A 22,096-nucleotide genomic window follows, 5' to 3' on the forward strand; every position below is an offset into this window, starting at 1 on the left:
TTAAAAAATAATGTGAAAACTAAAAATAAGCCGACAAATCGTCCGATGCCTCTATTTTCCTCGGTTGGCAAAAGTACAAATTTTTATCTAAATCGGTTTGGTAGCGCCAGAGTATGGATTCAATATCGTCAATGTGATGAGCCATTTTAAATTCCCCCAGCGTCACCAGAGCCTCAGCAAACCTATGAGGCGTATCCGCATCGCGCTGATTCAATGCCTGCCCAATGGGGCTAACGCCCTGAAAACCCACAGCTATTGGTACTAACCAGCCCTTCTCCTTACGCCCGCTTTTCCATTCAACCTTTTCATTCTCTTGGGTACAGCTATGGTGGATAGCAAGGTAGTCAATTAAGGCATCTAAAGCATCTTGGCCAGTTTGCATTGCTGCTTGTATAAGTTCACGTCGTTCTAACAACACATACCCTGGCATTAACTTGCGTAGTACTTTTTGGGTATCGGCAGAGTTTTCTGCGTTCGTAAAATAGGGTTTTCCGAAGGCTAAAATATCACCACCAGCAATTTTTAATTTGCCGTGCATTAATTGAGTTATCTGAATTAACGTATTGTCTTTATCGTCAGCATCCAAGCCAGTGTATTCAATGACTAAAGATGCTGTTAAATGTGCCCTTGCCTCTTCAATGAACGAAGGACGGTTTCCATCTTTGTCGAGTGGATTGCCAGTACCAATAATCGAGGTAACATAATCGCCGTTGTGGCGATGAGTTTGTAAATCAAATTGATGCGAAACAACCCCCACAGACTCTAATTTAAGTGATTTAAAACCCGCCTGTTGCAAGTTTCGTTGTAACACATGTACAGCCCCTAACCAAGCCGTCATCGCAGGGAACCCAATCGTAAACGGACTGGATAACGCATTGGCGTTTTGCACTTGAACACGCGGGATTATCAATAGCCGCTTCAAATCACTCATCGTAAAAACTCCCTATTTTCAGAGACTCTGTGCTCTATGAGTTTCTTTATTTCATTAAATTCTTCGTTACCCAGCAAAATCTGTTTATCGCCCAATAACTTCGCATAGGTGTAATTCAGCCAACGTGTACAATCATGAATAATTTCATCCAACCATGCATCACTACTATCTCGCTCATCAGCTTTTTCTGCACACAACCAAATCACTTGAGCGACCGGCAACCCAGATGACTCTTTATATTGGGAAGCTGAGGACTCACGCATTAAATAAACAGAATCCATGATCTTTAGCACCAAGGCCTTAATGCGATTATCGCGTGCAGTCAATAGTTTCTGCCGAGTGATATTGCCACCCAACTCAATTTTCATCACCTTATGCAAGTCTTCAAACAGTTCTTTGAATTGACGATAATTCAAGGACTCATTGAAAAAATCACTTTTCGGGAAACGAAACTCACGAATTGAAACATGCGGTGGTACAGAAGCAAGTAAATATGCGGTGCCGTTGTACCGATTATTTAGAGAGCTAATATTTAATGGTTTGGAACCGCCAAAAACAATTGTTGTAATATCATAAATTTCACTATATCCACTCTCGCTATATTCGGCTTTCTTTTTTAACTCACGCTTCGACTTTACACCCTCACCAAAATGCATATTATTTAATCGCTTACGCAATTCAAACACCAAACCAGAATTAGCCAATACAGAAAGCTGGTGATAACTTTCTTTCACTGGAAAATATACTTGTTTGATTCGAGAATTTGTAAAAATAACTCCCCCTGAATCCTTAGCCATACCTCCAAGCAAGCTACCTTTCAACCACTCACCATCGAGCTTTGAGCACTCATAAAGCTCTTTGGCGACCTGGGTATCATCAAGCAAATGATTAACCAATAATCGACCATCAAAATCAGTTTTAATCTTTAAAAAAGCCTCAATTTTTAAAGCACCGGCATCTCCTATAGAGTCAACTTCACAACCAGTAACATTACCTGTTTTTAATAATCCATCCTCCGAACGCTCCCCATAAAACATAATTGAACTAACATAAGTTCCATTTTTTACATTTGTTTTTCCAACACCTGTATCAGGATGACTGAATTTACTTGGGTGAGTAGTCATTGCACGACTAGCAGCTTTCGGCGCATTTACAGTCAACCACTCTGTAATATCAAAAATCGCATCGCATTCGATCTGTTTTTGTGCCAGCTCCTCTCCTTCTAGCTTTTTAGCATTCTCAGAAAGCCAAGCAGTTTTTTGATCTTCGAAAAATTTTGATATAGCAGGATCAATCATTTTTTTCCCCTTTGTTAATTCGATACATCCCCAATTGCGGATTGTATTCAAACATATCGCTGTCACTATAAATCGTTAAGCTAAGCTCACCATAGCGCAAGCTCATTTTGTGTATAGTGGAATCACTCTTTTTTGCCCATTGAGTTAGCAGCAATTCATAATTTCTTTGTAACCATAATCTCTCGCTATGCACCGGATTCAATTCAACACTTTTGATTCCTCGTTGTTGTTCGCGGTTAACTGGCTTTCCATCATCATCTTTTTCTGCCCAGTAAAAGCGCTGCTTATTTTCGTCCCACACATAAAACAGAGACACAGCAGGCTTGGATCGCCTAAATGACTGGAACATTTGAGGCAAGGCAGTTAACCACCATGAATGCTGTAAATAGCCTTGAATATTGCTTACGCTGACATTGCTGTATTCAGTAAGAAGCTGTTTGGTTGCTCCGTGCTCTATTCCTGCAAAAACGTGATCGCTTGTTTGCTGCTTGGGAGCTTGAATACGAGGAGCGGCGTCCAGGCGCCTAGCAAGCAGCACCAAATCAACAAGCTTTGCAAGATTATGATTGGGTAATGAATCTTTTATCTCGCTTTCATAACCTGGTCTAACAAAGTACCTACCTTTTTCATCATCCCTTTCAAAAGCTTTCCAGTTATATTGAAGCAACCCCACGTTTGGGCTGGCAACCTCTCCCGCACGATGGCGACGCACTCGTCCGGCTAATTGAACAATCGAACGATAAGATGAAGGCTCTACTATTGCCCAGTCGAAATCATGGTCACGCCCTACTTCCTCTACCGGAGTCGCAACCAAAATGAATAAATAATTTTTTGCTGAAGACTGATCCAAATGTGTGCGAATAACTGAGCTTGAAAATGCTTGTGGTTGCGCACCTGCAACTTCCTTTCGTTTTAATACAGAATCCAAATGTTGTTCTTGTGCATGACGCATCAATAAAACTTGTTGGCTATGGTAGGCCATAACACGAATATCAGTATCTTCTGGCAAAGATACACCTAATAGAAAGCGCGTGAGATCCACACAGGTTGGAATATTGGCTACCCGCACCACACCAAAAGAGACATTTTTTTTGCTTATAGCGTCAAGGGTATTGTGCTCAATATGCTTCGTCAAAATAGCTTGCCAAACCACATTGAAATAGTGCTGCTGCTTTGAAGCACTTTTATTATTCTTGTCTATCGGCTTCAATGAGCACTCAACGATATTAGCCTTTCGTTTGGCAGGTTGTTTGGCGAGTTTGGCTACACGTTTTTCTATAAACTGCGTATGAATGTCCCGATAATTTTCAATTCCTTTTTCATCGCTATTGATCTTTACAGCCTCACTAGCAAACTCATCTACCCAAATACCACAAACAGTCGCGGGTTTATTTTGACTAAGGCTAAATAGTTGCCAACCTAAACGGTAAGCATTAAAAAAACCTTCTGCCAAAGCTGGTGGAATAGTCGCCGATGAGATCATCACTTTACGGCCAAGCATACCAACCAAATGCACCAAGCGGCCTATAGCGGCTAGATCCTCACCGGTAAAATCATCAACCTCATCTATAACCAAGTCCGAAGATAGCAACCGAAGACTAGGCAATATGTAACGACCACCGCGTTTAGTTTCCGTAGCACCCATAATGTGATCGATGGTGCAAGCCAGTACCGGTGCATATAAAAATTTTCTTGCACGCTCATCTGTTAATACAGTACTTAAACTGTCCTCGCGCAACAACCCACTGAAATCTATGTCATTTTCAAGCAATGGCTCTAAAGATTCAGAACCAGAATCTTCAAAACTCAATACACTATCGTCGGTATTCGATTTTGCTTTGCCACCATTATGTAATTCACTCACAGCTTTGGAACCTATAAGCACGGCCAATTCATCGCCGCTCAAACCTATACGTTCACGGTATTCATCACCAGTTTGCAAGGTAAGTGTGCGCAAGCCCAAAGCTAATATATAACGCAAGCTATCGCCCTCTGGCGAGAGCGCTTGCATAATTTTGGCATTGGCAAATGTTTTACCACAGCCAGTGCTTGCCATATTCACAATAAACGCACCGCTATCACCTTCTTGCTTTTTATAAGCACCAATACAATTAACTACTTTTTGCTGCCACGCATAATCACCCGTACTTGGTTTGCGCAATGCGGTATTACCAAATACTGCCGTTGCATCGTCATGCTCTAAACGCTGAACACTAGGCAGCAAATTAGCCACTTCGAGCGCATACGTTTTAACTCCCACCAAATGCTCATCTAATTTTTGCTTTAACTGCTTTGTTTTTCTGTCTGTATTAGCAAATAAATATACTGGAGACTGCCATTTTTGATCCTGTGGCTGCGATGAATAGCGATGATCGCCAAGCATTAAACACAAACGCGCATGGTGAAGCACCAAACGTATCCCGTTGTTTTCAACCAACGAGTCAACCTGAGACCTTAAAGATTCAAGCTTCGCAGCCCAACGCTTTAGGTCTTTTAACCATAAGCTGGATGCCGTCATCAAACCATTAGGAAAATCAAAGCAGCCGCTCACGCGTTTAGCAAACTCGGCCTCATCTTTGCGATTCTCGTAACCCCACGCTTTAGTAATTTGTCTCAAGCATGCCGCCATGGTTTCAGCATGTACTTCTTTAAAGTGTTTCAAATCTTCACGATTACCTTGAGGCAAGGGTAAGCGATGATGGGAAACAATAAGCCACATCAAAAGCTGGGCAACAGTGTCATGCCCTGCAAAAAGTTTTTCAGGCTTCGTTAAAAAATTAGCTTTAACTGACTCCTCATGAATATTTCCCTCTGCTAACTCAAACAGCCAATCACGTTGGTTAGATTCGCAATAACGAATAAACGAATCGAGCAACACACAAGAAATCCATTCATGGCGAATTGGATCACCTAAATTACTCTTAAAATTTGGCTGTAATTTTTCCTGAAATACTTTTGTTGCCTTACCCCAATCATGCAGTAACGCTGCCAGTGCAGCTAACGCACGAATAATAGGTAAGTATTCCCAGTTGCTTTCCTCTAGTTGAATTCTCTTTTCGGTACTATTCACCGGCACCCTACCCACCTCATCAAACTGATTTCTATTTCCCACCACCCATAACAACTCACTGCGCGAGCGGCTGCGTATCCAGTGGCAAGCTACGGCGGTGTTTTTACTCGCGGTTTGGCGCAGCATTTTTTTAACGGTTAGCAGACCATCTTCCGTTATCACGGTTTGCCAGGTGTTATCGCCTATTCTGTCTGCAAATGCATCCAATACCCTGCGGGTCTTTTTAAGGGAGTTTTTTTGGCATTGTGAGACAAAGGTAACCATCATAGTGTGCTACCTTCTTCAAGCTCACCCCGCAACGCGATAGCTTTGACTTGATCGAACATAAAGTCCAAGGCTTTATGATTCGTAAAGGACTGCAGGCATTGCTGCCGGAACTCTTGTTCAGTGGCATTTTCTTTGGCACAGATAAATGCCCACGGCAAGACAATGGCATCTTTTATTAAATCAGCCACATCAAACACCAAAGCGCCACGCCGGGTTTTACCGTGCATTACTGCAAAACCGTGTGGAATACCTAATACCCACAAGGTGCAAGCCGCTAAACCATAGGCTAAATAATTGCCGTGATTTAAAAACGCATTGGCTTTATCCAGTCCTTCACGCTCACGCGAAAAACCGTCTTGCTTGGTTAGAAGTGCAGCGTATTTGTAAAGAGCTTTGGTGAGTTGCGCTTCGGTTAATAAGATGTCAGCTGATTTTTGTGCAGACTCTATTCGCTGGCTGTAATTCTGGATGGCTTGTTGTATATCTGAATCGGCAGCATTGAATCCTTCTGCTTTTAAATCCTTATCCTTTTGCCAGACAGTGTTTAAAAAATCTATCCGCGCCATTTGAATATGCTTTGCGGCCTGAAAACGCTGTGCATCGTCAAACCAAAAGGATAACCACCCTTGAAGGTATTGCGTTGGGCGGTATTCACTTTGAGGCGTAAGCCATTCAATTTCATTTGCCATATACAGTGGTGTACCACCGCCACCCGAGAACCCAAGTAGTACACCCGCCTGCGCCAACATGCGCACAGCGGCTTGTGTAATGGAAGTACCCGTACCCAACATCAATACCGTCGTATTGGCGATAGGAATGTTCCAATACTGGTTTTCGTGTTTGGCTTCTTGCAAATAAAGCACGCGACCATCTTTCTGCATGACCCTACAATGCTCTAAATAGTAAAGATTGGCTCGCTTGGAATGTAGAATTGCTTTTAAATCCGAGGGCGATAAATCATCCATTACACATACCTGTTTCGTTTATTGCTACCGCAATCTACGGCTATTTTTATATTTCGCAACACTGCCCAAAAACACAGGTAAACAGACTGTGCAGGTTTTTGGCAATTACACGTTATTACCCCTCAAACAACCACGGTTTTATGTCAGCTTGGTTTACACATACGAGTTGTTGCGCTTCGGGAGTGCCGTCCAGCATTTTGGTGCTGACTTGCATTTCGCGTAGTAAATACTGCACCAAACAACCTTTGGTGGTGATGTGTAATTGGCCTGCTTGCATTTGGTAGTCGTTTTCCAACACCTCGCGTTTGGCGAGAGATAAGCGTGGGTCGGGTTGCAGGATGATGGTGACTTGGGTGTTCCAGCCGTGATCTTGTTTGGCGGTGTGTTGGGTTTTATCGCGCAATTCGGGTACGCCGCGAAAACGGCTGAGCACAAAATCGCGGTATTGTTGGGATTTTTCACACCATGCACGTAAATGCCAGCGTAAGCCGGTGTTTACAAAACTGTGCGGGGCGATGATGCGGCCTTCGCGGTTGGGGTTGCTGAGTGAAACGTAATCCACCTCTATACGTTTTTGTTGACGCATGGCGGCAACTAAACCGCGCATTATATCGGGTGATATTTTGCGTGCCGGCAGTTGCAAATTTTCGGATAAGAGTGAGCGTGCAAAGGGGGTTTTATTTTCGCGCGCACTGAGCTGACCGGAATGAAACCAATAGAGATATTCGTCCGGGCTGGCGCTAATGGTGTGGGGAATAAATTCAGGGGTGGGTAAATAGGCTTTGTGCGAAGCGTCGTAGTGCAAATTATTGGGCATTAACTGCTTGTAACTATTAATGTCTGCACTGCTTTGCTGTCGGCTTTGGTTAAAATAATTTTCCAGGTCCTTGGCATTGACTCGCCCTTCCCAGTAGGCAAGCAATTCGATTAATTGAAAGCGTTGATGAGCGGTCGATTTTTCCATGCTTACTCCATGTTTTTTCATAATTTTTTTACCCGTTCACCATAGACTACTTCAGCCAGTTATCCATGGCCACTTGCCAGTTTGCGAAGCGTTGTTGCAATACCGGGTTTTGCTGCGGCCTAAATACATCTTCCTGCAAAGCAGGCTTCCAAGTTTGTGGTAACCCAGCAGCCATGCAGGCGATACCTTGTACGGTTGCGTCCGGGTTATCACTGCGGTGAACTGTTGCGTTAGTGAGGTCTGCAATTTTTTGGCAAACGGTATCGGCTTTGCTGAAGCCGCCACTGATAATTATTTTTTGGGTATCGCCCAACTGATTCATCAATTGCACGTTGATAACAATCTGGAAAATAACGGATTCAATCCACGCAAGAATTTTTTCTGCTGCGGATAAATTTTCGCTGAAGCCTGATTTCAAATCAGTTCGCCAATAAGGCGCACTTAGGCCACCGACGGCGTTAAGGAAATAACAATCACCCGCGGGATTTAATTCAAGAGCACTGTCAATTTCTTGCGGGGTAATTGCTAAACCGGTGTGCTGCTGGATAAAACTGATCGCAGCCGCTGCACCGTTTACGGTTGCCTCCCAGGCGTAATATTTTTTTGCTGCCGAATTTTCTGGCAATTCATTTTCAGGCAACCCATTTTTAGGCAACCATAGGGGACTGACTAATAACCCTTCTGGCGCATGCAAATTTTCACTCAGACGCTGGATAAATGCGCCGGTGCCGATATTGATGTAGCAGGCATCGGGCTCCGGCAAACCACGCGCAAACAATGACGCACCTTGATCGCGGGCGCTCGCGGTGAAGGGAATTGTGTAATCGCCCAATTGCAAATTTCCAAAGTGACTATTGTGGTGTTGGCAATGCGGTAAAACCGCGCGCGGGATTTTAAAAAGTTCCAACAGCGATTGATCCCATTCATTGCGCCGCAAATTCCATAACAGTGTGCGCTGGGCGTGACCGGGATCGACAAGGGATTGTTTATGTATTGCTGAAGAGTTATCCAACAAATGCCAAAAAATATAACTGACGATGGGGCCAATGCTGAGGCAATTATCTTTTTGTGCTTGGGCGACTTTTTCATTGTGTTCCAAACACCAGCGCATTTTTGTTGCGCCGTAATGCGGCGATAAACGTAACCCCGTCAGTTGTTGAGTTTGTTGGTGTGTCAGTGAAATATCGTTTAAGTAGGGTTCGCCGCGAATATCCTGCCAGCTCAACACCGGTGTTAAGGTTTCACCGGTTTGATTATTCCAACATAAGAGCGATGAGCCCTGCCCCGCAAATCCGGCGCTGACAATATGCTGCACATCGGCACCGAGTTGCTGCTGGATTTTTTGCAAGCAAGTGCGTATGCCCGCAAGAATCTCAGCGCCATCTTGTTCGATAAAGGGATAGGCAGAATTTTCGGGTTGATATGTGCGTGTTGCGCAGGGTGCGGAATAAATACAAACCTGTTGGCCGCTGCTGGTATAAATGGCGACGCGTGTGCTTTGACCGCCTTGATCGATGGCGAGGTGCAGGTTGTTGCTAAAAACGGGAGAGGAAACCGGGGGCATAATGCTTGCTCGATAATAGTGGTGTCATCGAGCAAGTGTAGCGAGAATTTACCGTTTATTCGCCGGATTGAGGACCGGGCATAAAACCGCTGTAGGGGAACTGGGCGATTTTATCGCTGCCACCTTTGACTTCGGTGATTTTTGCAGGGCCTTCTTTTTCCACTTCATCGATACGCACGATCGAATGCATGGGAATATAAGAGCGCTTTACGCCCGCAAATTCGGTTTTGAGCTTTTCTTCGGCCGGGTCAATTAACAGGCCGCTGCGTTCACCAAACACAAATTCTTCGATTTCGATAAAGCCGTACATTTCACTTTGGTAAATCGCCGAGCAAAACACCTCGTAGACCTGAGCCTGGTTGAGGAATATCACTTTATAAACGGGTTTAACTGCCATAACTCTCTCTGCTGCAATGCGCTCACTCAGAACGCGACCAAAACACACCATCGCGGTCGGCTTTACCCCATCGCGAGGGGGCGCGAAGAATAACACACCTTCCTGGCGATTCACGCCCCAACTGCACAAAAAGTAGCCGATAACGGAGGGCAATCCACTAAAGCGCCCCATTAACCGGTATACTGCGCGCCATTTTTTCCCTTTTCAGTCGATTATTTATGAATTTTGCTTCGCTCGGCCTTGCCCAAGAACTCCTGCACGCGATTAAAGTCATCGGGTTTAAAACCCTTACCCCCATTCAGCAGGAGGCGATTCCCGCCGCCCGCCGCGGTATCGACTTGCTCGCTACCGCACAAACCGGTACCGGTAAAACTGCCGCCTACAGCTTGCCCGTACTGCAGCAAATGCTGGAAAAACCCAAACATACCGAAGCCGGTTTTGTGCGCACGCTGATTCTGGCGCCCACCCGCGAGCTGGTGGAGCAGATCGCCACCGCGATGCAACAATTTGCGCAGTTCACGCCCTATAAAATCGCCACCGTTTACGGCGGTGTAAAGCTCACCGGCCAAAGCACCAAACTGCGCGCGGGTGTGGATATTCTGGTCGCCACACCGGGCCGCCTGAAAGAACATGTGGAGCTGGGCAATATCAATTTGGCTAAAACCGAATTTGTGGTGCTGGACGAAGCTGACCGCATGATGGATATGGGTTTTGTGAACGATATGCACACGATTCTCACCAGCATTGTGCGCAAACATCAAACGATGTTTTTCTCCGCCACTAGCTCGCCCTTGGTAACTAACCTCGCCAAACAGGCAATGAATCGCCCTACCCTGATCTCCATCTCCAAGCGTAACTCGGTGGCAGAAACCGTCGATCACGTGCTGTATCCGGTAGATAGCGACCGCAAATACGAGCTGTTTATCCATTTGTTGCGCGAGCAAAACTGGCATCAGGTGATGGTATTCAGCAGCACCCGCGACGAGGCAGAGAACCTATACAAGGCATTAAAAGAAGACAAAGTAGACGCTGCGGTGATTCACAGCGAAAAAACCCAGGGCTCACGGCGCCGTGCCCTGCAGGAATTTAAGGAAGATAAGCTGCAAGTATTAGTAGCCACCGAAGTCGCCGCGCGTGGGTTGGACATTCAAGGGCTGGACTTTGTAGTCAACCTCGATTTGCCCTTCTTCACCGAAGACTATGTGCACCGCGTAGGCCGCACCGGTCGCGCGGGTAAAAAAGGTGTGGCGATTTCGTTGGTCACACCGGCGGAAGAACACAAGATTTCGCTGATCGAAGAAGTGATTGGTACCAAAATCAAACGCGAAAAAATCAAAGGTTTTGATGTAACCGAGCAAGTGGTTAAAACCGTCACCAAACCCAAAAGCGGATTGTTGAAACTGGCAACCAAGCCAAGCGGCCTTAAACTGGGAGCAAAATCGCGCGCGGGTGATCCGAAAAAATCGGCCTTTGCCAAACCGGGCAAATCCGGCTCCAGCGGCCATACCGCTGCCAAAAAACCGGTGCGCAAAGGCAGTAAAGATGCGCGTCCGGCGAGCAAGTTAGGCTCATCTACCCGCCCTAAAAAGAAGTAACACAAATGGATACCCGCGTTCGCGGGTATGACAAAAGGTGCAGTTGTTTAAAGCTGAGCCTAATAAAAAGCCGCCCTCGATCACTCGGGGGCGGCTTTTGTTTTTCGGGCGATTAGTTGGGAACTAGTCGTTCAAGTCTTCGTCGTCATCCAGCTCATCAAACTCATCACGCGCTTTGCGAACACCGTGAGCAGCAATAATCTCCACATAAAAACTGTCGCCACCGGCGCTGGCAACTTCATCCATCTTTTTAGTGATTTCGCCTAACCGCACCACTTCTGCCTGCTCGGCAGTCACACCGAATTTGCAATCAAACGCCCAGAAATCCACACCCGCTGGCAGGGTTTTGCGGCGCTCACGTTTCACGTATTTGCGCACTTCGTGTTTGATGGCCTCCAATAAACGATCGGGATGCTTGCCTTCGACCTGGAGTTTGAACGTCTTTTTCATGGCTTACCTGTAGATAAAGAAGAGAATGTATATAAAGAAGAATGTGCGCGGCAGTAAAGTGGCGCGCATGGTAACACGGGCGCCATTGCCAAGGGGCATTTGTGTAGGCTTTAGCGCCCAAGATGGCTATAATGCGCGCCTCCTTTTTCTGCGTGTTTTTTAATCAACACTTTTGCTCCAACCATTCTTTTTTAACCAGGTAGTAGTTAGATGTCGACCACCGAAATGCCGATCAAAAAGCTCTATATCAAAACCCATGGCTGCCAGATGAATGAGTATGATTCATCACGCATGAAGGATTTGTTGGGTGAATCGCACAATATGGTACCGACCGAAGACCCGGAAGATGCCGACGTAATCCTGATTAATACCTGCTCAATCCGCGAAAAAGCCCAGGAACGCCTGTTCCACGAATTGGGCCGCTGGAAAAAACTGAAGAAGAAAAACCCCGATCTGGTGATTGGTGTAGGCGGCTGTGTGGCTAGCCAGGAAGGTGAAGCTATTGCCAAACGCGCGCCCTATGTGGACCTGATTTTTGGCCCGCAAACCCTGCATCGCCTGCCGGAAATGATGGAAACCAAACGCGAAAATGGCGTAGTGGTGGTGGATGTCAGCTTTCCGGAAATCGAAAAATTTGACCGCCTTCCCCAACCGGATGCCGATGGCGTGAGCGCGTTTGTATCGATTATGGAAGGCTGCTCCAAGTATTGTACTTTCTGCGTGGTGCCCTATACCCGTGGCGAAGAAGTGAGCCGCCCAGTGGCCGATGTGATGGCAGAGATTCTCCATTTGGCCAAACAAGGTGTGCGTGAAGTGAACCTGCTCGGCCAAAACGTGAATGCTTATCGCGGCGCGACCGCCGATGGCACTTTTATCGATTTGGCGGAATTGATCACCTATGTAGCGGCGATTGATGGCATTGACCGCATTCGTTTCACTACCTCGCACCCGGTTGAATTTACCGATGCGCTAATTGAAGTGTACAACCAGGTGCCCGAGCTGGTCAGCCATTTGCATTTGCCGGTGCAAAGCGGTTCAGATCGTATTTTGATGGCGATGAAACGCGGCCATACCGCACTGGAATACAAATCCAAATTGCGCCGTATTAAAAAGAATCGCCCGAACATCAGTTTTTCATCGGACTTTATTATTGGTTTCCCTGGCGAAACCGAAGCCGATTTTGAAGCGACCATGAAGCTGATCCACGATATGGATTTTGATACTTCCTACAGCTTCATCTACAGCCCACGCCCCGGCACACCCGCGGCAGATTTGCCCGATGACACACCGGAAGAAGTGAAAAAACAGCGTTTGGCAATTTTGCAGGATCGGTTGATTCAACAAGCAATGGCAATCAGCCGTCGCATGGTGGGCAATACCGAGCGCATCTTAATTACCGGTTATTCACGCAAAGATCCAGGCCAATTGTGCGGCCGCACCGAGAACAACCGCGTCGTTAATTTCCGCAGCGACAATGCCGACTTGATTGGAAAATTTGCTGACATATTGATTGAAGAAGCACTGACCAACTCCCTGCGGGGCACCCTGCTCAGCTCGGAATTGGATGCAGACTGGGTCAAATAATTACTATTGTTTTAAACCCATCAAGAAAAACCCCGTGCTGGCACTGCCAACACGGGGTTTTGTTTGCCAAGACTGCCTATTTGCACTAGCAGTTCTTGTCGGATGCCTCTTCACAAGCATCCTCAACACCATCCTTGATTTCATCTGCCGCGTCATCCAATTTATCGCGGGTTTCATCAAGCGCTTTATCAACATCCTCACCCAATTTTTCTGCAGGGCCATCGCTGGAATCACAGGCCGCCAAGGGCAAAGCTAATAAAGCGATGATAAATACACGTTGAAGTAAATTCATAAAAACTCCCTATACGTTGTTTTAATGACATGAAATTCTTTGCGTATTGCGTGCCAACTCCCCCAAACCCGCTACAGACGGGAGTTTCAAGCAAATAAAAGAACAGAATAGTTAATAATGCAGATTATTTTTTGCAATTTTTACAACAAGTAAGCGATGAGTACAAAAATAGGGATACAAAAAGCATTCAATCCAAGATTGCTTCAAGTTGTGCGAGCGATACGGGTTTTAATAAGCTCGCAGCAATGCCTGCATCTGCCGCACGCTGCGGATCTACTGTCTCACCACTAGCAACTATGAGGCGCACCTCTGGGTTGCGCTCGCGGATTTTCGCTGCGCATAAATAGCCACTCATATCCGGTAAATTCAAATCGATTAGTACAGTATGCAGCTTGTGTTTATCCAACTCTTCCAATGCGGCGGCGGCGCATTGCGCGCAAAATACCTGCCACCCCAGCAGAGTTAACAAGCCAGTCATCGCCGCCAAAGTATCTGCATCATCTTCCACAACTAAAATAGATTTAGCAGGAGATGAGGTGGTTAATGCCGAAGTGGAAGGGGTTAAAAATCTTGCCAAACAATTATAAAGCCGGGCCTGATCAAGCGGCTTACCCAGATAAGCGGTAAATCCCGACTCAAAACAATGATCCATATCGCCTTTCATGTGCGCGGCAGTCAAAGCAACCAGTGGCAGAGTGAATCCTTCACTGCGCAATTGCTGCGCAGCTTGATGACCATCCATAACGGGCATATGAATATCCATCAATACCAAATCAAAATGTTTACCCAATAATTTATCAGCATTGATGATCCGCACGGCGTTGGCACCATCAGTGGCATAAACAACTTCTGCACCGGTTAACTGTACAAAATGGCCGATTAAGGTGCGAATATCGCGCAGGTCATCGGCAACCAAAACCCGCCCGTTAAAACGGGGAATTTCCACATTGTGTTCCGTCGCCGCTGCAATGTTTAACGATAAAATGGCAGTTTCCGTGCAGTCGGATTCTTCTATAGCGAGGGTAAAACTAAACTCGCTACCCTCTCCCACCACACTGCTTACCTGAATATTTCCGCCCAGTCGCTCAACTAATTGCTTGCTGATAGTGAGCCCTAAACCTGTGCCCGCTCGCGGATGTACCTGCGCATTTTTGGATTGCACAAAAGGCTCAAAGATTACCTTGAGAGTTTCTTCGCAAATGCCGATACCGGAATCTTTCACAGAAAAACGGATTTTGTCTTTCCGGGTTTGATCAACCCAATCGATAGTGAGCACCACCTCGCCTTGATGCGTAAATTTTATGGCATTGCCCATCAGGTTTAATAAAATCTGTCGCAAGCGCATAGGGTCGGTATTAATGGTAAGCGGCAATGGTTGCGGAGCTTCTATGCGCAGCTGCAAATTTTTATCGGCGGCGGCACCCTGCATTAAAAAATAAATATCAGTCAAAAAAGCCGCGAACGAAACCGGCTGCTTTTCCAATTCCAATTTTCCCGCTTCAATTTTGGAGAGATCCAGAATATCGTTGAGTAAGCCGAGCAAATGTTTGCCATTGCGATGCACAATGCGTAAATGCCCTGCATTCTCGGAATCAGTCGTTTTATTGAGCAGCAGCTCGGTAAAACCTAAAATAGCCGATAAAGGGGTGCGCAACTCATGACTAAGGTGCGCAAGGAATTCACTTTTGGAGCGATTTTCTGATTCCGCTTTCAAGCGTTCTACTCGCTCGCGCTCCACATCCCGTCGTGCCAGCGCATAGCGAATGGCGCGCGCAAGTTGCTCTGCACTGAGCGTGGATTTCACTAAATAATCCACCGCACCAGCTTGCAAAGCTTGCCGATCCACCTCAACTTGATGCATACCCGTTAAAAGAATAACTGGGCCGGAAAAACCAACTTCATGCGCAAACTTTAATAACTCGATGCCATCGCGTGCGCCGAGTTTATAATCCATCAAACACAAATCGTGTTTGTCTTCCTGCAGCAATCGCTGCCCCATCTCATAAGTTGGAGCCCAATCCAATATGCAGCTTTGGCTAATATCGGTTAATAAATCTTTGACGAGAATAAAATCATCTTCGTCATCGTCAATAATTAATAACCTTATATTCTGCATCCCATCCTCACTGCTTCGCCAATCATGGCAACTCTACAAATTCAACCCAATATTTTCCCAAAGTGCGCATCAGATCTACCAAGGCATCAAATGTTACTGGCTTGGTGATATAAGAGGCAGCGCCCAGGTCATATCCCTTCACCATATCTTCCTCTGCTTTGGATGTTGTTAAAATAACAACAGGAATACGGCGCAAACGAGGATCGGCTTTAATGTGTGCGAGTGCTTCACGCCCGTCCATTTTGGGCATATTTAAATCCAGAAGAATCAACCCGGGCATGGGGTAAGCCTGACGATCGGAAAACTCACCATCACCGCGCAGATAACGTAAAAGCTGCACACCATCCTCAACAAAATACAATTCATTAAGCACGCGGCTTTCGTGCATGGCTTCTTGCGCCAATAAACGATCATCAGCATCGTCATCGGCCATTAAAATAATTAATGTTTTTTTGGGAATACTCATAGTCATATCCTTAATCGCAGGAATAGCATAACGTGTTGCTATGAAGCATCAGCGAGCAAATCCCTCAAGGGTTCTATAGATGTTTGAGTCATAGGCAATAACAGTGTAAACACCGCACCTTCACCGGGTTCACTTTGTGCGGTAATAGTGCCACCATGACGCTCAATAATTTTTCGGCACAATGCCAAACCGATACCAGTACCAGAATATTCCTCGCGTCCATGCAGACGCTGAAACAAACTAAACACTCGCTCGGCATACTGCGCCTCAAAGCCGATACCCTGATCAGCAAAACGTAAACAGCACCAGGCTCGATTGTCACCCTCCAGCGGGGATACAAGATTAGTTTCACTGGTTACCGTTACTATTGGGCGATGACCCGGCGCATGAAATTTCAAACTATTGCCGAGCAAATTCATAAATACCTGTGCCATCTGGGAACCGTCTGCATCAATGGTCGGCAATGGATCTATATGAACCTGAGCACCACTGTCCTCAATTGCATAATCCAGGTCATCCATCACACTGTGCATAACGGTATTTAAATCCACTGCAACAAATGGCCGCTGTTTAGTGGTTACCCGTGAGAAGCTAAGCAAATCATCAATTAACGCCGACATACGCCCGGAAGCCGCTTGCATGCGCAGTACGTAATCCGAACCCGTCTCACCTAACTCGGCAGAAAACTTTTGCTGCAAGCGGTCACCAAAGGCGCGAATTTTTCGCAATGGCTCTTGCAAATCATGTGATGCAACAAACGCAAATTCTTCCAGCTCACGATTGCTACGCTGCAACTCTTCAGAATATTGCAATAGAGCCTGGGTGCGCACACCAACCTTTTCCTCCAACTCGGCATTGGCTGCCGCGAGCGCAGAATTCAGCTCAGCCACATAAGTCGCATTGCGATACCAGAAATAAAAAACACCTAGCGACAAAAGCAAACCAATTGCATTGGCAAGTAATAACGCCATGATAATAAACTGACGATTTTCAGCGGCAAGTGCTTTATTTTTTTCCAACACCAAACGCTCTTCACTTTCCATTTCTATTAACAGCTGGGAAATAGCACGCATAAGCTCAATCCCTTCATCTGTTTTTACTTGTCGTATTGCGGCGCGAATTTCCTCGCGATTGGTCAAGGTAACAATACGGTGCATATCATCAATTTTATGCCGAACATAATAACGCAGGGATTCAAAGCGTTTTTTCTGCATTGGTAATTGCGCGGTTGAAGCACCAAGCTGATCGAGTAAATCATCCACCACCGCCAACGTTTGGCGGTAAGGGTGCAAGTATTCAGGGTCTTCCGTAAGCAGATACCCTCTCTGACTGGATTCGGCCGCCATGAGTTCGCGATTTAAATCCTTGATGAGATTAATCGTCTGCAAGGTGTTATTAATGCCAATATTGTTTTGCGTAATGACATCGATGGAACGGTAAGCAAGAACGGCACTGACCGTAAAAAAAGTAATGGCCGCAGCAAGCGCCATTACCCAAACCGAGCTGGGGAGTTTGTTGATAACAAATTGATTAAATGATCGGCCATCCACAAGTGGGCTCTCGCTCATTCTTGCGACTCGCTATGGCTTTCGTCGCGGACGAAGCGGGTATCTTTTAGGGTTTCCAGTAGTTGGCTGCACTGACGGCATTCCAGCAGAATGGTTTCAAATATACTGATTGCTTTACGTATATCGCCCGTGCGCTCCAGAGTCAGCTTTCCCAATTCAGCATTGACCGAAATGGTATTTAGTGGATTCCGTAAATCATGCACAAAACGATTTTTTTCACCATCCATTTGATTTCCCCTTACAACTCAACACTACCATAGGTATTTAAGCGGTTATAAAGTGTTTTTAAACTGATACCCAAAACATCCGCCGCTTGTTTTTTATCGCCATCAAAATGCTCCAGGGTTGACTCGATCAGCTCGCGCTCCACCTCCTCCACTGTTTTTCCAACCCGTATTCCGGTCTTATGTTGGCTTGCAACTTTTGAAAAGGGCGACGTCAAATTATCAGGCAATACCAATATTTTCTGTTGTTGATCCGCCATGATATAGCCACGATGAATTGCATGGCGCAACTCACGCACATTGCCCGGCCAGTCGTAATCCATCAGACGCTTCAGCGAGGAGCTACTAATACCTATATCGCTTGAATACTCCTGATTAAATGCTTCAAGAAAATATTGCACCAACAAGGGAATATCTTCTTTGCGCTCACGCAGTGGTGGAATATGAATTGGAAATACTGCCAAACGAAAATATAAATCCTCACGCAGGCAACCTTGTATCGCAATATCCTGCTCTGAACGATTTGTTGCCGACACCACGCGGGCTTCAATATCAATACTAGACGTTGAACCAAGCCGGGTTACTTTTTGCGTCTCTAATACGCGTAACAAATTGGGCTGTAATTCAATCGGCATTTCTGTTATTTCATCCAGAAATAAAGTACCTTTATTAGCTTGTTCAAATACACCAATTTTCCGCTGTATCGCTCCAGTAAAAGCACCTTTTTCGTGACCAAATAATTCACTGCTAATTAGCTCGCGGGAAAATGCACCACAATTGGCAGGGACATAATCACCTTCTGCCTGGCTGGCATAATGAATAGCGGCAGCAACCATTTCTTTACCAACACCGCTCTCACCTAGCAACATCACATTAGCTTTGGTGGTCGATACCCGCTCAATCATTTGATACACATGCTGCATGGATGCGGATTCACCCACCAAATGATTAAAATGCAAACTAACGGATGACTCGTTCTTTTTTGTTGCCAGCCGTTTGTCTTCAAATAGAGATTCCAGCTGTTGCAGATCAATTGGTTTAATCAGGTAATTTATATTCGAACCATAGAGATCAGTCACAATGGACTTAATGGAGGGATGCCCGGTAATAAGTGTGATTTTTGTTTGATTTCGCTCAGGTAATGCCTCCAATAAATGCAAGCCACTGCCATCCGGTAAAATTAAATCCAAAATCACATGCGAATAGCGATTTTTGCCAAGCAATTCACGTGCTTGCGCCACCGAATCGGCCGCCATCACCTTGTGGCCCAACAAACTTAATAACTGAACTGTTGCATCCAAGAACCGCCGATCATCGTCAACCAATAAAACTTCAGCCACGATTTATATCCTCATGTTGCCAGTTAGCGCGAGGCTCATTCTAGCACCAGTCAGATATAGGAATGCACCACCGATCAATAACTTAGCGATGCAATTCACTTTTTTGAATATTTAAAAAAATGGCAAAAGGCGCAATCCGGGAAACGCAACGCGAAATATTCGCTGCATGGTAGACCCTGTGGGTGCAGAGGCAATTCCCGCGACAACACCCACTAACAATGGGGCAAACACAAAGGTAATCAGAAATGAACTAAATGCCGGTTTATTAAGCGCCAAATTCAGACATTGTTGTAGCTCCGCGCCCTGCAATGCCAAGCGATCACTCTTTTGTTTCACTTCGACGACTAAATTCATTTTTAGTACTCCGCACAAAATTATCAATGTGCGCACGGGTATAAGGAAAAGTCATGCGTGCACGATATTTCACAAACAACCAACGGCAAACAAACAAAAGCAAAACCTGCAGCAAGAAAAACGTGAGCATGCCCAGACCAAGTTGTTCGCTTAAAGCCACAACTGACCAGGCAACCAATGCGGAAAATGAACACCAGGTCAGCAAAATAATGGGCATCATAATCAACCACAGCATCATTACTTTGGGCAGTGTATGTACTGCCAGTAATGCTTCTGTGCGCGCCAAGTCAATAACGCCGCCCGCAAAACCAATTAACTGCTCGCCCAGCTGTACGGTTTGGGCCACATCAGCTTCCCAGTTAGCTGCAGGTTGATCAGATGACGGTGAAACACGCTCCTGAGGCTGGGTAGCCTCAGGAGCCTGCTGATTGCGCTCAGGGATATGCATATTTGCTTACTCAGTGACGACGAGTAAGTAAATACGACACCAGACAACCGGCTGCAAAAGCAACACCCACCGTTACCAAGGGTTTGGCTCTAACGGCTTCTTCGGCTTTCTCTTCCAACTCAATAGCACGCGCCTTACCTTCATTGAGCTTGATTTTGGCATTAGCCGCTGTAGCCGTACCAATAGAACCAACCGCATCATAGATACTGGAGGTGGCTTCCTTAAACTGGGCGATAGCTTCAGACATGGAGATATCGTCCATTTTACCGTTCTCATTACTTTTTACTGAAGTTTGAGTAGCCATGGTTATTACCTCTTGGGTTGTTGAAAAACAGGTTTAGGATTTTACCAATTTACGTTCAAATCACTGACACAGTTTCTACAGTACTAAAGGCGACGCCGGCCAAAAATAAGCGACAAGATAAACAGCACGAGAAATACAAAAAATAAAATTTGCGCTATTCCTGTTGCTGCCCCAGCGATACCACCAAAGCCTAAAAGACCAGCAATAATGGCAACAATAAAAAATACTAGTGAATAGTAAAGCATGGGATGCTCCTCTGTTTAACATTCACTGTATTACTTTCAATGAACATGCCAACTCATTTTAACTTGGCTGAAAAAAATAGAAAAAATTAGCAATGGAGTATAGCTTTAACACTGTAATGGAGCTGGCTACAGGCATTTTTGATCGCAATCAAAACTCAACAAGCTAGATATTGATAAAAATCATAAAAAGCATGGCGCTAACAAAAAAATCATCCTTTGGCGGAGTAATATTTGCAAAGACTACAAAAATTCGAAAAACTTACACCCCTATTCAATTTGCTATTAGCCACTACTCTTTGTTACTAGCGACATCTCCATCAAGAAGATTGATCCAGCAACCGAGCAAATTCAAGTGTAATGATAAAATTTTAAAGCACACCAACAAAGGAATGGCAATTAGCAAGCCGATAACCCCCCACAGCCAACCCCAGGCGAACATCCACAACACGACCAATAAGGGATTCATATTAAACCGTCGACCTAATACTGTTGGCGTTACCAACTGCGACTCAATAAAATTTAATGCCAAAAAACTACCTGGCACCAGCAGCGCCATACTCACTGACTCGTATTCTAAAAAACCGACACCGGTCAGAATTACGCACAACAATAATGGTCCGATATAAGGTGCAAAATTTAACATGGCCGCCAACGTACCCCAAAGCAACGGATCTTCCACACCTATTATTGCCATTACACAGGCCGTTGCTGCCCCCAAACCAATATTGATAATAGAAATTAACAATGCATAGCGGGATATATCGTCGCGCACAGTCTGAAAGATAATCACCGCTTTCTTTTTTTCGGCAAATGATGATTGGGAGCGAACAAAATTACGCATCAGGTTATCACCGTATACCAGAAAGAAATAAGTAATGACAAATACTGCAGCAACCTGGACTAAAAACATCGCCGTAGTACCTGCGGCGAGTGACACTGCAGAAAAAAGAATCGTTTCAAAGAGGCTGCTAACAGCATTACTTTCTTGACTAGCCGAGGGCATGACCTGTGATCGCAACAAATTAAACTGATCAGCAAAGCCATTTAGATGTGCAGTTAATTTATTCCCCAGCTCGGGCAAACTACCTAACCAATGCGCAGCAGGCCCACCGAGGAAAACACAGGTCAAGCCCAGCATAAAAAGCAGAAAAATAACCACTAATGCGGCAGCAAGCGGATGCGGTAATTTAAAATCGGCGAGGAGCCGCACAAGCGGACTGGAAAATAATGCAATAAAACCGGCAACAAATATCGGTAGTAATAAGGTGCGGCAAAAATACAAGGTATAGAGTACTGCAATCACTACCAATATATTTAGAGCCATGCCTATAGTATTGGAGAAATTAATACGCCTTATTATCTGTGTATCAGGCGTACTCCCCGGGTTGTGATGCACAATTGGACTATTCATAACGACTCCCTGAGCATTGGCATTGACTCAGGATATCTGCTATTTCCATACCAGCTTTATGCGAAAAAGATACACTTAACTCTCATAATGCAATTGCCTTTAATAAAAATTTACATATTTTTGTAGTTTTTTCATAAATCTTAATTTATTGCCCGCCATATAAACCAAAAATAATCACATCAAATATCCCCCTCAGATTTTTCCCACACGCAAAAACAGTGGTTCCCGGGTAATTTTTGATTA

21 protein-coding genes are annotated in these 22,096 nt (G+C 45.3%); 2 read left to right on the forward strand and 19 right to left on the reverse strand.

What is annotated here, in order from left to right; genetic code table 11:
* Positions 1-19: 19 nt before the first annotated feature.
* From csy2 to O59_RS08720, 7 genes are all read right to left on the reverse strand, one after another.
* On the reverse strand, positions 20-931 hold the full coding sequence (gene csy2, locus O59_RS08690) for a type I-F CRISPR-associated protein Csy2 (protein ID WP_007641673.1): 912 nt from the start codon (positions 929-931) through the stop codon (positions 20-22).
* Positions 928-2,229 carry a type I-F CRISPR-associated protein Csy1 gene (locus O59_RS08695; protein ID WP_007641675.1) on the reverse strand — a complete coding sequence of 434 codons (1,302 nt, stop codon included), beginning with the start codon at positions 2,227-2,229 and terminating at the stop codon, positions 928-930. The genes csy2 and O59_RS08695 overlap by 4 nt, the downstream gene beginning before the upstream one ends.
* Positions 2,222-5,566 carry a type I-F CRISPR-associated helicase Cas3f gene (gene cas3f, locus O59_RS08700; RefSeq protein ID WP_040391786.1) on the reverse strand — a complete coding sequence of 1,115 codons (3,345 nt, stop codon included), beginning with the start codon at positions 5,564-5,566 and terminating at the stop codon, positions 2,222-2,224. Before cas3f ends, O59_RS08695 begins: the two co-directional genes overlap by 8 nt.
* The gene (gene cas1f, locus O59_RS08705) at positions 5,563-6,531 is read right to left on the reverse strand and encodes a type I-F CRISPR-associated endonuclease Cas1f (RefSeq protein WP_040391787.1); all 969 of its coding nucleotides are present in this window, start codon (positions 6,529-6,531) and stop codon (positions 5,563-5,565) included. Before cas1f ends, cas3f begins: the two co-directional genes overlap by 4 nt.
* Before the next feature lie 115 nt (positions 6,532-6,646).
* On the reverse strand, positions 6,647-7,495 hold the full coding sequence (locus O59_RS08710; protein ID WP_040391788.1) for a YafY family protein: 849 nt from the start codon (positions 7,493-7,495) through the stop codon (positions 6,647-6,649).
* 46 nt (positions 7,496-7,541) lie between these two features.
* Positions 7,542-9,059, reverse strand: coding sequence for an FGGY family carbohydrate kinase (locus O59_RS08715; protein WP_007641679.1), 1,518 nt, complete (start codon positions 9,057-9,059; stop codon positions 7,542-7,544).
* A gap of 55 nt (positions 9,060-9,114) precedes the next feature.
* Positions 9,115-9,456, reverse strand: coding sequence for a DUF1820 family protein (locus O59_RS08720; RefSeq protein ID WP_040392063.1), 342 nt, complete (start codon positions 9,454-9,456; stop codon positions 9,115-9,117).
* Positions 9,457-9,674: 218 nt separating this feature from the next.
* Between O59_RS08720 and O59_RS08725 the strand changes: the two genes are divergently transcribed.
* Positions 9,675-11,051 carry a DEAD/DEAH box helicase gene (locus tag O59_RS08725; protein WP_007641686.1) on the forward strand — a complete coding sequence of 459 codons (1,377 nt, stop codon included), beginning with the start codon at positions 9,675-9,677 and terminating at the stop codon, positions 11,049-11,051.
* A 123-nt stretch (positions 11,052-11,174) separates the two neighbouring features.
* Here O59_RS08725 and O59_RS08730 read toward each other — a convergent pair whose 3' ends face one another.
* The gene (locus O59_RS08730) at positions 11,175-11,501 is read right to left on the reverse strand and encodes a DUF6172 family protein (RefSeq protein WP_007641687.1); all 327 of its coding nucleotides are present in this window, start codon (positions 11,499-11,501) and stop codon (positions 11,175-11,177) included.
* A gap of 210 nt (positions 11,502-11,711) precedes the next feature.
* Between O59_RS08730 and miaB the strand changes: the two genes are divergently transcribed.
* Positions 11,712-13,085, forward strand: coding sequence for a tRNA (N6-isopentenyl adenosine(37)-C2)-methylthiotransferase MiaB (gene miaB, locus O59_RS08735; protein WP_007641688.1), 1,374 nt, complete (start codon positions 11,712-11,714; stop codon positions 13,083-13,085).
* Between the two features lie 85 nt (positions 13,086-13,170).
* Here miaB and O59_RS08740 read toward each other — a convergent pair whose 3' ends face one another.
* The 11 genes from O59_RS08740 to O59_RS08790 all read right to left on the reverse strand — a co-directional run bounded on the left by O59_RS08740 (position 13,171) and on the right by O59_RS08790 (position 21,853).
* Positions 13,171-13,377: a hypothetical protein gene (locus tag O59_RS08740; RefSeq protein ID WP_007641689.1), complete on the reverse strand. Its 207-nt coding sequence runs from the start codon at positions 13,375-13,377 to the stop codon at positions 13,171-13,173.
* A 187-nt stretch (positions 13,378-13,564) separates the two neighbouring features.
* Positions 13,565-15,493: a response regulator gene (locus O59_RS08745; RefSeq protein ID WP_007641698.1), complete on the reverse strand. Its 1,929-nt coding sequence runs from the start codon at positions 15,491-15,493 to the stop codon at positions 13,565-13,567.
* Between the two features lie 22 nt (positions 15,494-15,515).
* Positions 15,516-15,959, reverse strand: coding sequence for a response regulator (locus O59_RS08750; protein WP_007641700.1), 444 nt, complete (start codon positions 15,957-15,959; stop codon positions 15,516-15,518).
* A 38-nt stretch (positions 15,960-15,997) separates the two neighbouring features.
* Positions 15,998-17,527 carry a CHASE3 domain-containing protein gene (locus tag O59_RS08755; protein WP_157152516.1) on the reverse strand — a complete coding sequence of 510 codons (1,530 nt, stop codon included), beginning with the start codon at positions 17,525-17,527 and terminating at the stop codon, positions 15,998-16,000.
* Positions 17,524-17,754 (reverse strand): histidine kinase dimerization/phospho-acceptor domain-containing protein, encoded by a 231-nt coding sequence (locus O59_RS08760; RefSeq protein WP_007641709.1) that lies wholly within the window; start codon positions 17,752-17,754, stop codon positions 17,524-17,526. The genes O59_RS08755 and O59_RS08760 overlap by 4 nt, the downstream gene beginning before the upstream one ends.
* A gap of 11 nt (positions 17,755-17,765) precedes the next feature.
* Positions 17,766-19,091, reverse strand: coding sequence for a sigma-54 dependent transcriptional regulator (locus O59_RS08765; RefSeq protein ID WP_007641714.1), 1,326 nt, complete (start codon positions 19,089-19,091; stop codon positions 17,766-17,768).
* Between the two features lie 111 nt (positions 19,092-19,202).
* Positions 19,203-19,445, reverse strand: a complete 243-nt coding sequence (locus tag O59_RS08770; protein WP_007641716.1) for a hypothetical protein — start codon at positions 19,443-19,445, stop codon at positions 19,203-19,205.
* Positions 19,411-19,893 (reverse strand): hypothetical protein, encoded by a 483-nt coding sequence (locus O59_RS08775; RefSeq protein WP_007641718.1) that lies wholly within the window; start codon positions 19,891-19,893, stop codon positions 19,411-19,413. Before O59_RS08775 ends, O59_RS08770 begins: the two co-directional genes overlap by 35 nt.
* Positions 19,894-19,903: 10 nt before the next feature.
* A complete protein-coding gene (locus tag O59_RS08780) occupies positions 19,904-20,197 on the reverse strand; it encodes a DUF883 C-terminal domain-containing protein (protein WP_040391789.1) in 294 nt (97 codons plus the stop codon).
* A gap of 83 nt (positions 20,198-20,280) precedes the next feature.
* Positions 20,281-20,442, reverse strand: coding sequence for a DUF1328 domain-containing protein (locus tag O59_RS21385; RefSeq protein ID WP_007641725.1), 162 nt, complete (start codon positions 20,440-20,442; stop codon positions 20,281-20,283).
* 289 nt (positions 20,443-20,731) lie between these two features.
* Entirely contained in the window at positions 20,732-21,853 is a 1,122-nt protein-coding gene (locus tag O59_RS08790) for an AI-2E family transporter (protein ID WP_232283055.1), read from the reverse strand.
* Positions 21,854-22,096: the final 243 nt, after the last annotated feature.

It is taken from the genome of Cellvibrio sp. BR, from assembly GCF_000263355.1.
Taxonomy (GTDB): Bacteria; Pseudomonadota; Gammaproteobacteria; order Pseudomonadales; family Cellvibrionaceae; genus Cellvibrio.

Bases quoted from the DNA above. Each gene is read 5' to 3' on its own strand.
- csy2 (WP_007641673.1), bottom strand. From the start codon at position 931: ATGAGTGATTTGAAGCGGCTATTGATAATCCCGCGTGTTCAAGTGCAA.
- O59_RS08695 (WP_007641675.1), bottom strand. From the start codon at position 2,229: ATGATTGATCCTGCTATATCAAAATTTTTCGAAGATCAAAAAACTGCT.
- cas3f (WP_040391786.1), bottom strand. From the start codon at position 5,566: ATGATGGTTACCTTTGTCTCACAATGCCAAAAAAACTCCCTTAAAAAG.
- cas1f (WP_040391787.1), bottom strand. From the start codon at position 6,531: ATGGATGATTTATCGCCCTCGGATTTAAAAGCAATTCTACATTCCAAG.
- O59_RS08710 (WP_040391788.1), bottom strand. From the start codon at position 7,495: ATGGAAAAATCGACCGCTCATCAACGCTTTCAATTAATCGAATTGCTT.
- O59_RS08715 (WP_007641679.1), bottom strand. From the start codon at position 9,059: ATGCCCCCGGTTTCCTCTCCCGTTTTTAGCAACAACCTGCACCTCGCC.
- O59_RS08720 (WP_040392063.1), bottom strand. From the start codon at position 9,456: ATGGCAGTTAAACCCGTTTATAAAGTGATATTCCTCAACCAGGCTCAG.
- O59_RS08725 (WP_007641686.1), top strand. From the start codon at position 9,675: ATGAATTTTGCTTCGCTCGGCCTTGCCCAAGAACTCCTGCACGCGATT.
- O59_RS08730 (WP_007641687.1), bottom strand. From the start codon at position 11,501: ATGAAAAAGACGTTCAAACTCCAGGTCGAAGGCAAGCATCCCGATCGT.
- miaB (WP_007641688.1), top strand. From the start codon at position 11,712: ATGTCGACCACCGAAATGCCGATCAAAAAGCTCTATATCAAAACCCAT.
- O59_RS08740 (WP_007641689.1), bottom strand. From the start codon at position 13,377: ATGAATTTACTTCAACGTGTATTTATCATCGCTTTATTAGCTTTGCCC.
- O59_RS08745 (WP_007641698.1), bottom strand. From the start codon at position 15,493: ATGCAGAATATAAGGTTATTAATTATTGACGATGACGAAGATGATTTT.
- O59_RS08750 (WP_007641700.1), bottom strand. From the start codon at position 15,959: ATGAGTATTCCCAAAAAAACATTAATTATTTTAATGGCCGATGACGAT.
- O59_RS08755 (WP_157152516.1), bottom strand. From the start codon at position 17,527: ATGAGCGAGAGCCCACTTGTGGATGGCCGATCATTTAATCAATTTGTT.
- O59_RS08760 (WP_007641709.1), bottom strand. From the start codon at position 17,754: ATGGATGGTGAAAAAAATCGTTTTGTGCATGATTTACGGAATCCACTA.
- O59_RS08770 (WP_007641716.1), bottom strand. From the start codon at position 19,445: ATGAATTTAGTCGTCGAAGTGAAACAAAAGAGTGATCGCTTGGCATTG.
- O59_RS08775 (WP_007641718.1), bottom strand. From the start codon at position 19,893: ATGCATATCCCTGAGCGCAATCAGCAGGCTCCTGAGGCTACCCAGCCT.
- O59_RS08780 (WP_040391789.1), bottom strand. From the start codon at position 20,197: ATGGCTACTCAAACTTCAGTAAAAAGTAATGAGAACGGTAAAATGGAC.
- O59_RS21385 (WP_007641725.1), bottom strand. From the start codon at position 20,442: ATGCTTTACTATTCACTAGTATTTTTTATTGTTGCCATTATTGCTGGT.
- O59_RS08790 (WP_232283055.1), bottom strand. From the start codon at position 21,853: ATGAATAGTCCAATTGTGCATCACAACCCGGGGAGTACGCCTGATACA.